15 protein-coding genes and 1 pseudogene are annotated in these 13,831 nt (G+C 37.6%); 10 read left to right on the top strand and 6 right to left on the bottom strand.

Annotation, left to right across the window (positions count from 1 at the left end; genetic code table 11):
- Positions 1-452: 452 nt before the first annotated feature.
- A complete protein-coding gene (locus AC1DVB_RS21040; RefSeq protein WP_477590781.1) occupies positions 453-1,082 on the bottom strand; it encodes a DUF2306 domain-containing protein in 630 nt (209 codons plus the stop codon).
- A gap of 46 nt (positions 1,083-1,128) precedes the next feature.
- The gene (locus tag AC1DVB_RS21035) at positions 1,129-1,704 is read right to left on the bottom strand and encodes a pyridoxamine 5'-phosphate oxidase family protein (RefSeq protein WP_230135404.1); all 576 of its coding nucleotides are present in this window, start codon (positions 1,702-1,704) and stop codon (positions 1,129-1,131) included.
- 289 nt (positions 1,705-1,993) lie between these two features.
- Between AC1DVB_RS21035 and AC1DVB_RS21030 the strand changes: the two genes are divergently transcribed.
- Positions 1,994-3,196 (top strand): macrolide family glycosyltransferase, encoded by a 1,203-nt coding sequence (locus AC1DVB_RS21030; protein WP_230135400.1) that lies wholly within the window; start codon positions 1,994-1,996, stop codon positions 3,194-3,196.
- A gap of 373 nt (positions 3,197-3,569) precedes the next feature.
- On the opposite strand, the gene AC1DVB_RS21025 is transcribed toward AC1DVB_RS21030, so the two are convergent.
- The 3 genes from AC1DVB_RS21025 to AC1DVB_RS21015 all read right to left on the bottom strand — a co-directional run bounded on the left by AC1DVB_RS21025 (position 3,570) and on the right by AC1DVB_RS21015 (position 6,927).
- Complete coding sequence (locus AC1DVB_RS21025) at positions 3,570-4,931, bottom strand: MFS transporter (protein WP_477590778.1); 1,362 nt, start codon at positions 4,929-4,931, stop codon at positions 3,570-3,572.
- Positions 4,932-5,187: 256 nt separating this feature from the next.
- Positions 5,188-5,907 carry an RraA family protein gene (locus tag AC1DVB_RS21020; protein WP_268565738.1) on the bottom strand — a complete coding sequence of 240 codons (720 nt, stop codon included), beginning with the start codon at positions 5,905-5,907 and terminating at the stop codon, positions 5,188-5,190.
- A 42-nt stretch (positions 5,908-5,949) separates the two neighbouring features.
- Entirely contained in the window at positions 5,950-6,927 is a 978-nt protein-coding gene (locus AC1DVB_RS21015; protein ID WP_477590775.1) for a 2-hydroxyacid dehydrogenase, read from the bottom strand.
- A gap of 127 nt (positions 6,928-7,054) precedes the next feature.
- Here AC1DVB_RS21015 and AC1DVB_RS21010 point away from each other — a divergent pair, with 127 nt between their 5' ends.
- The 6 genes from AC1DVB_RS21010 (at position 7,055) to AC1DVB_RS20985 (ending at position 11,433) form a co-directional block, all read left to right on the top strand.
- Complete coding sequence (locus tag AC1DVB_RS21010; RefSeq protein WP_477590773.1) at positions 7,055-7,933, top strand: LysR family transcriptional regulator; 879 nt, start codon at positions 7,055-7,057, stop codon at positions 7,931-7,933.
- A 188-nt stretch (positions 7,934-8,121) separates the two neighbouring features.
- Entirely contained in the window at positions 8,122-8,766 is a 645-nt protein-coding gene (locus AC1DVB_RS21005; protein ID WP_477590771.1) for a Type 1 glutamine amidotransferase-like domain-containing protein, read from the top strand.
- 70 nt (positions 8,767-8,836) lie between these two features.
- Positions 8,837-9,148 (top strand): hypothetical protein, encoded by a 312-nt coding sequence (locus AC1DVB_RS21000; protein ID WP_477590769.1) that lies wholly within the window; start codon positions 8,837-8,839, stop codon positions 9,146-9,148.
- 22 nt (positions 9,149-9,170) lie between these two features.
- Positions 9,171-9,668 carry an SRPBCC family protein gene (locus tag AC1DVB_RS20995; RefSeq protein WP_239859313.1) on the top strand — a complete coding sequence of 166 codons (498 nt, stop codon included), beginning with the start codon at positions 9,171-9,173 and terminating at the stop codon, positions 9,666-9,668.
- A gap of 419 nt (positions 9,669-10,087) precedes the next feature.
- On the top strand, positions 10,088-10,987 hold the full coding sequence (locus AC1DVB_RS20990) for a DMT family transporter (protein ID WP_278089874.1): 900 nt from the start codon (positions 10,088-10,090) through the stop codon (positions 10,985-10,987).
- A 26-nt stretch (positions 10,988-11,013) separates the two neighbouring features.
- Entirely contained in the window at positions 11,014-11,433 is a 420-nt protein-coding gene (locus AC1DVB_RS20985) for a VOC family protein (protein WP_230135398.1), read from the top strand.
- 52 nt (positions 11,434-11,485) lie between these two features.
- Here AC1DVB_RS20985 and AC1DVB_RS20980 read toward each other — a convergent pair.
- A pseudogene (locus AC1DVB_RS20980) lies at positions 11,486-11,674 on the bottom strand (SDR family oxidoreductase); the annotation flags it as partial.
- Between the two features lie 480 nt (positions 11,675-12,154).
- Here AC1DVB_RS20980 and AC1DVB_RS20975 point away from each other — a divergent pair.
- The 3 genes from AC1DVB_RS20975 to AC1DVB_RS20965 form a co-directional block, all read left to right on the top strand.
- Positions 12,155-12,418, top strand: a complete 264-nt coding sequence (locus tag AC1DVB_RS20975) for a hypothetical protein (RefSeq protein ID WP_095679081.1) — start codon at positions 12,155-12,157, stop codon at positions 12,416-12,418.
- A 63-nt stretch (positions 12,419-12,481) separates the two neighbouring features.
- Entirely contained in the window at positions 12,482-12,679 is a 198-nt protein-coding gene (locus AC1DVB_RS20970) for a hypothetical protein (RefSeq protein WP_095679080.1), read from the top strand.
- 373 nt (positions 12,680-13,052) lie between these two features.
- Positions 13,053-13,831, top strand: a 779-nt coding sequence (locus tag AC1DVB_RS20965; RefSeq protein ID WP_477590766.1) for a phosphotransferase enzyme family protein, incomplete at its 3' end; no start/stop codon positions are given.

Here is a 13,831-nt window from a genome sequence, read left to right as displayed (position 1 = left end):
ATGTAAGCGCAAATGACGCTAAGAGACATGGGAGGGTACGTCATCATAAGTTTCGCAGAGATCTATTGTGCATCACATAGTGGAGAAAATAGCTAATGATTTCCATTAGTTTTAGCGAAGCGTACGCTCAATTTACTAATAAAAACCAGAATTTCAATACTCTGTTTAAAAGTAGAATAAAAAAATAAATTCCCTAATATACCGAGTGGTGCAAACCGTTGATACATCAATGTTTATAGAGGGAGGTTAAGCAAAGTTTCTTCGGATTTTTTTCTAACAGATAATTTATTCACCTTGTAATCGTTACTCCATATAATGAAAGTAGATAGGACAACTCTCTCCTGTCCTATTTATTCCCATCCGGTTCATTTGAAGTAACTATTCTTAGCGGCGAATAGTTACTTTTTTAGTTACAAAGAATCTTCACCAAACAAGTCAATTAGCTGGTTTCCCTACCCGGTTTTTTTATTAAGGATCATCCACTCCACTATGACAAAGTTGAGAACGAGCCCTGCCCAAATGTTCACATTCAATACTTCCTCGATCATCTTATCTCTTCCTTCTGGAAGCATAAATCCATTAAAAGTGTAATAAGTAATGAGAAGAACGGGTACTAGTACACGTGCACTGACTGCTACTAGAGTTATACCAAAACTGCGCATCATCCATATTCGGTGTGCATGAAAATGCCCTTTAGCAGCTGTACGGTAACCCTTCCAACATGTGAATAACCACAGAATGGCCAGAGTAAGAAAAGCTGCTGCTTTTGTGAAACTTTCTATATAGAAGACAACGGCAAGAGCAAGAATTCCACTAATAAAAACACTGACAACATAAATCCTCCCCATATAGCGATGAACCTTTGGATTTTTCAAACGAATACGATCCATAAACTGAAGAAAACCTGTTATTAAGGCAATAAAGGCGCAACCAATATGTGTAACCAGTATAGAATATTGTGTTGTCGAAGTAATATCTACACGGCTGTTAGCAGGATTTAAAGTTAGATAGGGGATCATGAAAGGAATCATAATCCCAACCGAGACYATAACTAAAATCCACCAACCTTTTTTTTGCATCATACCTTTTTTAACTCCTTTATTATGTTTGTACGTAACAAGCAGAATTTTAGGTGGTTTTAGAGTCATTCGATAATTTTTTCCCTAATGGTGTCAGAATGCCATCAATGGTGGAGGAATTCTTTTCACGCAAATAATTTTCCAGTTCCGCTTCACCCTTTTTCATGTTGGACCGATTCAATGTTTCACGTTCACTGGAGTAGGTCATGAAGGGGACACTATATCCGCAAGAGGTTTGGACTTTATGAATTTTGGCTAAAATGATTTGTCTTGCACCGGGCATCATTTCAAAATGACCTATCATCCGATCCCATTCTTCTGTTTCAGGCAGAATCACCTTGCCTGAACCATATAAGCGCAAGATCATCGGCGGACCTTCAAATGCACAAAACATAAAGGTGATCCGGGCATTTTCATTAATATGTCCGCTTGTTTCGTTACCACTCCCGGTTAGATCCAAATACGCAATTTCGGTAGATGATAGGATGCGAAGGGTATCATACCCTTTTGGAGAAAGGTTTACATGCCCAGCCGCATCCAAAGGTGCCGTTGCAATAAAAAACAAATGCTGTTTCTTTATGAAGTTTTGATGCTCAGCTAACATTTCCGGAAAATACTTTGCCATCATTATTCCCTCCAAAGAAATCCATTTTAAAATATAAGTTCTCTATTAATGAGTGGATTACCTTTTTCAGCTATACTGCCCTGATGAAAAAAGCGATAGCTGCATGCAGCGCTCATTTTCCCTTTAAGAATCCGGCTGACCTTTATGAACGATATTAATTTTAGATTACAAGGGTGATTAAGAATTTGAGATTTTCCAGTATTGTACTATGATAAATTTATATTGTTTGAATTTGGAAGGGTATGGGAGAGTGACCATACTCTTACAGAATCATTTAAGGAGTGGTAGAATGGCACGTGTTTTATTTATTAATGCTGGATCAGAAGGACATATCAATCCAACTATTGGAGTTGTGCAAGAGCTTATTTCGCGTGGTGAAGAGGTAGTGTACTTTACGATAGAGTCTTTTCGGGAACGTATAGAGAGGACGGGAGCTACTGTACGAACAATTGACGGTGAAAAATTCATAGAAGCTTTTCTCTCAGGGGGAAGAAATTATTTACTCGAAAGAATCAACGGTCTTTTACATACGGTAGATATCGTCATACCTAGCGTGCTTGAACAGATCAAAGGAGAGCATTTCGATTACATCATCCATGACTCCATGTTTGGCTGCGGACGTATGCTTGCCCAAATCCTTAAGCTTCCCGCAATCAATTCTTGTACTTCTTTTGCGCAGACAAAAGCATCATTCGATAAAATGCTGGAACAGCTTTCTAAAGAATTCACTCCAGAAATAGGTAAACCTATACAAGATGAATTTCAAAGACTGACGGCAATGGTGAAGGAAAAATATGATGTGGAGATCCATTCTGCTTACGAAGTTTTTTGTAATCCTGCACCACTTTCAATCGTTTATACAACTAGGGAGTTTCAGCCTTTTAAAGAAGCATTCGACCAAACTTACAAATTTGTAGGTCCGTCCATCTCTTCACGAATAAAGCAGGATAACTTTGACCTTGCTGATATCAAAGGAAAAAGTCCCCTTTACATTTCGCTGGGGACAGTTTTTAACCGGTCTCTTGATTTTTACAAGCTTTGTTTTGAAGCATTTGGAAATAGCGATCACACGGTGGTCATGTCGGTCGGTCAACAAACCCCGCTAATTGAATTAGGAGAGATCCCCAAAAATTTCATTGTGAAAAAATACGTTCCACAAACGGACGTGCTAAAATACACTAAATTATTTATCACACATGGCGGAATGAATAGTACCAATGAAGGTCTCTACTATGGAGTTCCGCTAATTGTCATCCCGCAAAGCGCGGATCAGCCGATGATTGCAGGGCAAGTTGCCAATATCGGAGCCGGTATTACATTACAAATGCAAAGCTTGACTGCAAATCAGCTGCGTGAGGCCGCAGATCATGTGTTAAACGACCCAACCTTCCATAAAACTGTTTCAAAATTAAAAGAATCCTTTCAAAAATCGGGTGGATATCACCAAGCTGTTGATGAGATTTTTGAATTTAAAAGACAATACGATATTTAAAAATGTATGATCCGCGGCATTTTTTTAGCGGCAATTCTTTTTTATTGTAAATGAAGGATTGAATCATATTTTTGAAAGATGTAAAAGTGGTCTGCTATTTATATGGTTAACCTGAGAATAATGGATATGGTATATTATTTGAATCTGAGAATGCCGGCTATATGCTTAATATTAAGGATGATTTAAAATTTCGAATAGACAGAAACGACAGTGTCGTATATTTGAGAAAATAGGCAAGGGTTTAATTGAGGGTTGCTGCGGCAGCCTTTTTTTGTTGAGCAAAAGGGTCATTAATATTAAAAAAAATCAACCAGCGATTTTTACTGGTTGATCTTTGAAAAGAATGATGTAAACGGATACATTTTTTAAAGAATCATGATGTAKCTATTTCATGGTCATCTTTCTCTATCGCTAGTTTAGTCTTTTCCATTGGTTCAATGATCGTAAAGAGGAGGATAAAGGTCATTAAAGAGCTGACTGATAAAAACATGAATACCATATTCCAATTAAATGAATCTAAGATCAAACCTACTACGAATGGAGCAAATGCACCGCCTAACGATCCTCCAGTATTAACAATTGAAGCGGCAAGGGGCAACTTTTCTTTGGATGTAATCCCCATAGGATATGCTAAAAACGCTGAATATCCCAAATTCAACAAAATACCCGTAATAAGAAGAACGATACTTAAAAACATTGGGTCATTTGGGGCGTACAACAATGCATACATGCTGAAAATTGTCGATGCTGCAGTCACTATCATAAGAGGTTTTCGACGTTTGTTAAAGATGTTATCCGAAACCCAACCGCCTATTAGATTACCTAACATGGCCCCTATCCACGGAGAAGAGGCAACAAATCCCATTTCCATAATGGAATACTTTTTGACGTTAACCAAATAAGTAGGTATCCATGTCATAATGGCATAAACAATACCGACCATGAAAAAGTACCCCAACGTACATCCCCATATATTCCATGAAAGAAAAACCTTCCTATTTGTATCAAGGAAATCTACTTTCTTGGTACGAATAATTTTGTCTACCCATTTCATCGAATATTTTTTCTTATTTCCTTTGATTTTCTCATCGATGGTCGAAGGCTTTTCTGATTTGATATAATCTATTTCCTCTTTTGAGCAATGTGGACTTTCTTCCGGATTATCCTTTACTAGCCAGAGCCAAAATAAAGCGAAGATAAAGCCCGGAATGGCAAATATATAGAAAACTTCACGCCAGCCGAAAGCATAAATGATGTAAGCACACAGCGGAGGAACTATGGCAGGAGCGAACTTGATTGCTGACATATAAATTCCTGTCGCAGTTCCCTTTTCCTTTCCAGGGAACCATCGGTTAATCGTGGAAATAATTCCGACTGGAAGTGGTCCCTCTGCAACACCTAGTAATATTCTGCCAATTTTAAGTTGAAGGGCAGAACTAGCCGTTCCGATAAATAATGTTGCAGCCGAAGTAACAATCATAGAGAAGGTGAATATTTTTCGTGTTCCAAACTTACTATAGATGAACCCAGCTGGAATCTGGATAATTGCATATCCGATGTAAAAAAGACTAGCCATTGCACCAATATCAGTGTTACTCAATTCAAATTCTTTTTGAAAATATGGAATGACTACACTGATATTTGCCCTGTCTGCACCAGCGATCATATAAGTTAGAAAAATTAATAACATGACTACCCAACGAAATCGAGTCTTTTTTTGTAATGAATTCTGCATATATTTCTTCCCCTCCTCATAAATAATTTGGCACAGTAACGATTTCCTTCTATTGTCATTTGAATTGTAAGTAGGTATAGTGTCTAAAGGAATGGAGAACTCCAGTCTAATTTCCAAACACCATTATAAATGTCTGGAAAATTCCAGAGTAATCCACAGAAGAGGGTTACCGTCGTATCAACCTATATAACAACGCACAACTTAACGAGTTACCGTGAGAATATGCTAAGTTAAAGAACTTTAACATACACCATAGTTAGTCTCGATTACCTGTAATCAATTCTTTTACTTTGGATGATTTATTTTTAATTTCACAGCCCCGGTCTTGAAGACTTTTATCAACCCAAGTTCGATCCCACGTCATATTCATGATATCATCCATTTCCTGGTGTTCCCTGAGGAACTTAGCTTTCGATTTTTCTATTAACTCATCCGTATCTTGCGGGTTAATGACCACAATACCATCATCATCGCCGACTACAATGTCTCCAGGATGAACCACTACTCCGCCACAAGAAATAGGAACATTAATTTCCCCAGGTCCGTCTTTATATGGCCCCCGTGGATTGACACCTGCTGCGTAGATTGGGATATCCATCTTTCTTAAGGCTCCAACATCACGAATGGCACCATCGATTATAAACCCGCCTAATCCTCTTTTTTGAGCCCACAATACCATTAGTTCGCCCATGATTGCATTTGTTAAATCCCCCTGAGCATCAACAACTAATATATCGCCGGGTAGAGCAAGATCAAGTGCTTTATGAAGCATGAGGTTGTCACCGGGACGTGTTTTAATTGTAAAAGCTGGCCCAAGTAATGGCTTATCATTAATTGGACGAATTTTGGGATTCATGCAAAACATACGGTTCATATTATCAGCAATTACAGATACGGGTAACCCTTTAAACTCGTTTACTGCTTCTTTAGTTGGACGATTAATGTTTGTATACACACGCATTCCAATATTAGACATAATGTAGGTCCTCTTTTCTATTTTTACATTCAATTTTTAGAGTTAAACAGATGCTGAAGTCAATTTCACTAAATTATCAGGCATGTTCCCATCTTCTACTTTTCTTATATTTTCAAAGGATAAGCGCAGTACAGTTTCCAACACATCCCTAGTCCCCCCTGCAATATGAGGAGTAGCAAGTATATTATCAAGTTTTAATAATGGATTATCTGAATTTATGGGTTCAGATGACCAGGTATCAATGGCTGCGCCAAGTAAACGATTACATTTTAATGCTTCGGCGAGTGATTTTTCATCAATGATATTACCTCGGGCTACATTAACTAAAATTGCTGAAGACTTCATAAGTTTCAATTCCTTTTCACCAATCAAGTTCCTTGTGGCTGGTATTAAAGGAATATGAAGGCTGATAATATCCGACTGTGATAATAAATCATTAAAAGTTACATAAGTTAATCCTAATTTTTTCTCCTCTTCCATTGATAATCTATTCACATCATAATAAACAACGTTAGTTCCAAAAGCCTTTGACAATGCTGCAACTTTTTTTCCTATGTTTCCTATACCGATTATCCCATGGGTTTTACCGTTCACTTCGAACATTGATGGGCGGTATTCCCACATTTTCCATTCACCACTTTTTGTTACTCGATCTAAGAAATGAAGTTTTCTGTACAGGCTTATAATCATGCCGATGGTCAATTCCACAACACTGTTTGAATTTGCTCCTGGTGTACTGGCAACATGGATTCCCATCTCACTAGCAGCATTTAAATCAATATTATCAACACCACTTCCGGTTTTTTGAATCAATTTAACATTGGGTGCTTTTTCTAATAACTCTCTCGTAATAGGATAAGATGCTGTAATTAAATAGTTTGCTTCATGTAATGCTTGTTCTTTTTTTACTTCATCCAAATCAATCCAGTATTTAACCTCCATATCCAAACTTTTGAATGTATTTATTATTTCATGTGTTGCTGTGAATACTTTTTCAAAATAAATAACTTTACAACTCAAGGTACATTCCTCCAATTCAATTAGACAAAATAATTAATTAACTTTATATTAAATATAGAAAATGAGATTGTAAAACGAATTAATTAGCTATTTAATAACATAAATATTGCTATTTGGAGGCGGAATAATGGATTTTCATTCTATTGATACCTTTCTCGCAGTCGTTCGAACAAAAACCATTAGCGGTGCAGCAGAAGAATTACATTTAGCGCAAACTACCGTAAGTCAACGAATAAAGATAATAGAAAAAGAAATTGGGGTTCAATTAATTGAACGCGGGAAAGGAATAAAACAAATCATTTTAACTCCTCTGGGTGAGGAATTTTATAAATTAGCGAAAGAATGGAGTCGTTTAGGACAAGAAGCGAAGCTATTAAAAACGCAAGGCCCACAATTACCCTTGATTGTTGGTGGTGTTGATAGTGTTAATACATTTGTTTTACCAAAAGTCTTTAAAAAACTAAGTAACCATCATCCTCCAATTAAACTTCAAATCCGAACCTTACATTCCGATAATCTATACTCTGAAGTTGAAAATAGACATATTGATGTGGCTTATTCCCTTAGAAAAAGAGTCCATCCAAATGTAAAAGTTAAAAAGTGCTTTACATCACCTATGGTTGTTCTTCAAACTTCAGATATAAGTTGTTATAGTTCGGAAAAGCTTCATCCTAAAGAATTAGATTCTGATTACGAACTATTCATGCCTTGGGGAGTTGAATATCAATCTTGGCATTCTTATTGGTGGGATCCATTATCGATTTCACGAATAAAACTAGACAGTACTCATTTGCTTCTACATCTTCTTCAAGATCCGTTACAGTGGGCTATTGTTCCTAAATGGATAGCTGATGAAGCAATTAAGCGTGGAAGTTACAAAATTTATGAACTTACAGATTCACCCCCGGATTATACAGTTTATGAACTTACTCATATAAAACAAACAACGCTTAAGCAAAAGGCTATAGAAATTATTGATCACTACTTTCAGGAAGAATTCTATTAAACGTTCCTATCACTACTTGTGGTGGTGTCCTTAAAGGTGCTTTACTTCAAGTAGGAAGGTTGCTGTGGCAGCCTTTTTTTGTTGAGCTACGGGGGCAATTTAGCTGCAAAGCGGTGTCCTATAAAGGTATTGTCTTTTTTACATAGAATATTTTAAGAGAATAGCATGTGAATGAATGGGGGACATATATGGAAATTTGTTTAATTGGTGGCGGAAATCACACGAATAATGAATTACGTGAAGTGTTCCTGGAACTTTCAAAAATGATTAAACCTGAAGCTAAGATTTTAATAATCCCTTTTGCAACGGACAATTCCAGGTATGAAAGTTGGAAGGCAAGTATTACACAAGCCTTTTCAATCATGGAGAATGTAAGTATTGAATTATTAAATGAAGACATTTCAGACAAAGAAATGAAAAAGTCTATAATGGAACATGATATTCTCTATTTTATAGGTGGAAAGCCAGAGAGGTTAATCCATGTAATTGAAGAAAAAGGACTTACCCCAATTATCAAAAACTTTCAAAGTTTAATCATTGGATATAGTGCAGGTTCATTAGCTTTCGGCCATGATTGCATAATCACAAAAGATAAAGACTATCCAGAAACGATAGTGATCAGGGGCTTAGGATTAGTGGGGTTTAGCGTTGAGGTCCATTACGAGGATAATATAGATGGAGAATTATTTCCCTTATCAAATGAACGAAAGATATATGCAATACCAAATGGAAGTGCAGTTTTCTGCAAGAACGGGGAACTATATAAAGGTATAAATGATATCTATTCCTTTCAAAATATGAAAAAGGAAATAGTGAATTCCAAAGTCTTGTAAAACTGGCAGGCGCATTATCCCAATTGGAGCAAGGTCGCATGACGCTAAGGATAGAGAAAAGGAGACTGCAATGAAAGTATATTTAATGATCTTCATTACATCAATAAAAGAACAAGAAAAGAATAGGTTACTGATGAAAACATTTGAATCTGATATTCGTCCTGTTACAGGGGATATAATCGATGATCCGGGGTTCGATCCACGATTTCATAATGGATATGAGGTTGTAAAGGTTACGATAAATTATGCTTCGAATGAATGTTTGGTATCCCTGCACCCGCTTGCGATCGAAATCGAGGAAATCAGGATGGAAACTTATTTGGAGAAACTGGAAGCACACGGTTGGCGTGCTGTCTCAAAAGAGGAATTGAAAAGTATATAAAAATGATATAAGGAGTATGAAAATGGAAAAATACTCGACAACCACTTTAAAGATGATTAGAAATTTTGATGTAATGCCTGAAAGGGTATTTGTTGCATGGGTGGACCCCGGGATGATGAGAAAATGGCTTTTTACATTGGAGGGGACAAATAAAGTGACACAAAATGATCCTCAAGTGGGGGGAACTTGGGAGATTATTGATCATCGCGATGGAAAAGATTATCGGGCGATAGGGGAGTACCTTGAAATGGACCGTCCCAATAAATTAGAGTTCACTTTTAAAATGCCGCAATTCAGTGAAGCGGCAGATACAATTACGGTTGAGCTGAAAGAACTTCAAAAGGGCTGTGAAATGACATTTTCACAAAACATCACCGTTCCTCATGAAGAAAATTGGACACAATCCGATATTGAAAAAGCACTCGGAGAGTATCACGATGGATCTGAACACGGCTGGAATTTAATGTTTATGGGACTGAAAGAATTGGTTGAAACTGGACAAGTCAGCTATAAAGGCTAATAGTCGTTGGCCATAGTTTTTAGACAATAGGAAATCGAATCGCATCCCGAACCCTGAAGGTTGGAATGGATTGAAGAATTTGCGATACTCCTGCCGAAAAACTGGCTAGCCGAGGAGGCTTGGCAGACAGTCGGCGGAAAGGGAGCGGATTTCTGAAATCGACTGGAATGTTTTCGAACTCAATTAACGAGTTTGTGCTAATAGCCGTGTGCCAATGAAAAGCTCTCCAAATTAACTGGAGGGCTTTTCGGAATGTAGTTTGATATATTGACAATCTCCTTTTAATTGGTAATATTTACTTTATTATTACATATGCGATTTTTAATAGAAGGCGGTTTAATTATGGATGGGAAAAACAGTTACGACGAGTTTCATAAACTGATAGAAAGTGGGCATTATCGCAAATTGGTCATGTTATTATGACTAACTTTATGTACATATTTTGTTTATTAGTATGGGGTCTTAATTTTATTGCCGTTAAGATTCAGGGTACACCTGTGAGTTTAGAATTATCTTTAACCTATCGTTTAGGTTTGACGGCCATCCTATTTTTCATTTTATTGTGCATGCTTAGACCTAAAGGAAAACCTAAGAAAAAGGATGTTCCATTCATTATTGTGTTTGGGATTTGTAATTTTGCTTTAAGCTATTTATGCCTTTATTACGCCACTATCTTAAGTTCAGCAGCAATGGTTACGTTAATTTTTTCATTGAAAGTCATTTTAACGCCCATTGCCCTTCGTGTTTTTTTGAAGGAACCATTGCATTCACGTATCTTAATTGGCGGGATAATTGGTGTGCTGGCTGTATGTATTGTTATTTATCCGAGTTTACATGATATTCATGGGTTCAATGATATAAAGGGCATCATGATGGCTGTTCTTGGTACCATCCTCACTGCATTGGGCGATGCAAGCTCTGCTAGAAATGCCAGGGAGAAAGTGAACCCAATCTATGCCAATGTACTTGGATTTGCAGCAGGAGGAATTCTTTTGGCGGCCATTGTATTCATCCAAGGACAAGCAGTCACTATACCGACATCCATTACATATTTATCTGCTTTGTTCTATTTAACTATATTCGCTTCCTTTGGAGCATGGCTATTTTACCTCAAGCTTGTAGAAAAGATAGGCGGGGCGAAAAGTGGATACATGGTTGCCCTTTTTCCGGCAATTGGAGGTATAGCTTCAGTGATGATTGGTGAATCAGATCCAACCATTTTCTTGGGAGCTGGCTGTCTTTTCAGTTGTTTAGGTGCGGCGATTGCATTAGGTTTTGGCATGAATATTGGTAAAAGTAATTTGAAAGAAGAAATGTAATTCGATTTACAGAGAGGGATGGGACAATGGAAAGTAAATGGCCAACTGAAATGAAAGTAGCGCAGATCCGGGTTGCACGTCCTACTGATCAACTAAAAAAGGTAGTAAACTTCTATTGTGAAGGATTAGGTTTGAAAAAAATCGGTTCTTTTGAAGGGCACGAGGGATATGACGGCATCATGATCGGACTTCCGGATTCCAGCTATCATCTGGAGTTTACCCAACATAATGATGGCAGTCCTTGTCCTGCCCCATCAAAAGATAATCTGCTTGTCTTTTATATTCCTGAACGTAAAAACATTGAGGAAATCACGAATAGGTTGAAAGGTATGGGCTATGAAGCGGTTTCTCCGGAGAATCCATATTGGGAAAAGTCAGGTGTTACCGTTGAAGATCCGGATGGTTGGAGAATTGTATTGATGAATTCGCCCGGCATAGGAAATTAAATTTCACACAGAAAACGACCGAAAAGCACCATGCTTTTCGGTCGTTTTGGTGTTATGAGGACATCGTGATCCCCCCATTGATATGAATGCACTGTCCTGTTATATAAGCACCTTCATCAGATGCTAGCAGCACATAGGCGCCCGCATGATCTGCCGGCTGCCCAGGGCGGCCAAGCTGTGCCTCTGTACCGAACTCGGCAACGGATTGTTCGTCGAACGTCGCCGGGATCAGCGGAGTCCAAGCATTCAGCTTTTTTTGTGCCATTTTATGGAGGGAATGTAAGACAGAAAAGATCAATATAAAATAAACTCACGAGTAAAAGCGTGAAACTCACGAGTAAATCGGCTAAACTCACGAGTAAATGGCTAAAATTCACGAGTAAACGCCGATTCGACAAATAAATGCGTGAAAATTCACGAGTATATGCCCCAATCCCACCATAATAGCCCGAAACTTACTTGAAATGCTCCAAAACTGGTTTGTTTCAATACAATTGGCTGTATAAAGGTGTAAAGGAGATTGAAGAAGGCAATGATTTTCCTTTCGTAAGCAGTTATTGGTTTTGGCGGATTTTGTTTATCGTAATCAGTTTATTCATCATTTTTAGACTGTAAATTCATTCTTTCGCTAAAAAACCCCAATTTTTGTAATGATTTATTTAGCCTTGGACATACTTAATGAAGATATCAATAAGTAATATTTAATTAAGGAGGAAACCCAATGGCTAACGAAAATATCCAAATGAAAATGGAACATATTTGGCAGGATACATGTGGATCATGGGAAAATTGTACGGAAACCACAATTCAGTCATTTTTGGCAAAATCTGAAGAAAGCAATATTGACCCGCAATATTGCATGAGCTGGGTGGAACAACATAAAGCCCAAATACCTGAATGGGATGCCATTTCAAAAGTATCGCTCGACTGGGTTAATCAACATACCTCAACGGGTTCACCCATTTCAATCAAGGATGATTATTGAAAGGATATATTCTTTCTGCTTATGACTGGTTCGAACTCTACTATGGTTAAGAGGTGAAGATAGTTGCTAAATAATGAGGAACAAAACGGTCAAACAAATCGTCGGGATCCAGATTACAGAGTTAATGAGTGGGATGAAATGAATGGTGAAGAAGATAAATTTGTACAATCAGCCATCCAAGAGGAATTCAATAATCCGGTAATCGAAGAAACAATCTTGAAGTTCAATAAAATAGCGAATGAAGAAGAAAAGGAAACTTGATTTTAGACGCCCCTATAGGGCGTTTTTTTTTGAGAAGGCTCTTTTCGTAAAGGTTGTTGTTTTTAAAACGAAACTATCTAAGGTTGATTGGAGCGGAAGTGCGAGACTCCTGCGGGCTCACCGCCCGCATCAAGGAAAGCGAGCATCTGGAGGGGAAATCAACCACACCTCACTACTTGGTAAATAGCAACAGAGTATGTGAAAACAGCCTTTGAGAAAGACGAAGGAGCCGTTAATAAATGATTATGCAAAAGAACATATCTTTACTTTTTAGATTTATAAAATACAAATAAAGGGAAATGGCATCTTAGTATCGTATAAAGCATAGTATAAATCGTTTTTATTAATAATGTTGGCAATGGGAGTGAAGATCATGGAAGCAGCGGTAGAACGAATTTTTTCTAATGAATTGGTGAAATTGGCGGGGGATTTTTTTCAAGTGAATGCTGGGAATCCGGTTAAACTTGGAGATGCAGAGAACTACGTATTTGAGGTTTACAGGGATGGAACGCCATATATCTTAAGAATGACCCATCAATCACATCGTACAAAAGATCAAGTGCTTGCTGAGCTAAAGTGGATTGAGCATTTACAGAATAATGGGAGTGAAATTCCTAAAGTTCTCTTTTCGAAAGAAAAGAATTTAGTTGAAATTGTAAAGGGCTCGGATGGTACGGAATTTTATTGTTGCCTGTTTGAAAAAGCTCCTGGTGTTAGGATGAAAGTCACTGATGAAAATTTCGATGGACCTTTATTTTTTGAATGGGGAAGAACCATTGGCCAAATGCATAAACAAACAAAAAGTTATAAGCCTGAAGCGAAATATAAACGGCTGGATTGGTACGAAGAGGAATTATTGAATGTCCAGCTCTATCAATCCGATGTACCGGAGCTAGTGATACGCCAACAAGAAATAATCAACAAGCATTTAAATGCCCTTTCCGTTCATCAAGATAATTTTGGCTTGATTCATTCTGATATACATAACGGCAATTTCCATTATCATGAGGGGCGGATTCACGTTTTTGACTTTGATGACTGTTCTTATCACTGGTTTGCCAGCGATTTGGCGATCCCTCTGTACTATCTGATGTGGAGTTTGGAACGTGAAGGGATAAAAGGGCTCGATGAATATGCTGCCAAGTTCATGAG

The organism is Peribacillus sp. P4_D6, assembly GCF_056401795.1.
Note: the sequence above shows the minus strand (reverse complement) of the source record. Positions and strands in the feature narration are given on the sequence as shown.

Bases quoted from the DNA above. Each gene is read 5' to 3' on its own strand.
- AC1DVB_RS21035 (WP_230135404.1), bottom strand. From the start codon at position 1,704: ATGGCAAAGTATTTTCCGGAAATGTTAGCTGAGCATCAAAACTTCATA.
- AC1DVB_RS21030 (WP_230135400.1), top strand. From the start codon at position 1,994: ATGGCACGTGTTTTATTTATTAATGCTGGATCAGAAGGACATATCAAT.
- AC1DVB_RS21020 (WP_268565738.1), bottom strand. From the start codon at position 5,907: ATGTCTAATATTGGAATGCGTGTGTATACAAACATTAATCGTCCAACT.
- AC1DVB_RS21010 (WP_477590773.1), top strand. From the start codon at position 7,055: ATGGATTTTCATTCTATTGATACCTTTCTCGCAGTCGTTCGAACAAAA.
- AC1DVB_RS21005 (WP_477590771.1), top strand. From the start codon at position 8,122: ATGGAAATTTGTTTAATTGGTGGCGGAAATCACACGAATAATGAATTA.
- AC1DVB_RS21000 (WP_477590769.1), top strand. From the start codon at position 8,837: ATGAAAGTATATTTAATGATCTTCATTACATCAATAAAAGAACAAGAA.
- AC1DVB_RS20995 (WP_239859313.1), top strand. From the start codon at position 9,171: ATGGAAAAATACTCGACAACCACTTTAAAGATGATTAGAAATTTTGAT.
- AC1DVB_RS20990 (WP_278089874.1), top strand. From the start codon at position 10,088: ATGACTAACTTTATGTACATATTTTGTTTATTAGTATGGGGTCTTAAT.
- AC1DVB_RS20985 (WP_230135398.1), top strand. From the start codon at position 11,014: ATGGAAAGTAAATGGCCAACTGAAATGAAAGTAGCGCAGATCCGGGTT.
- AC1DVB_RS20975 (WP_095679081.1), top strand. From the start codon at position 12,155: ATGGCTAACGAAAATATCCAAATGAAAATGGAACATATTTGGCAGGAT.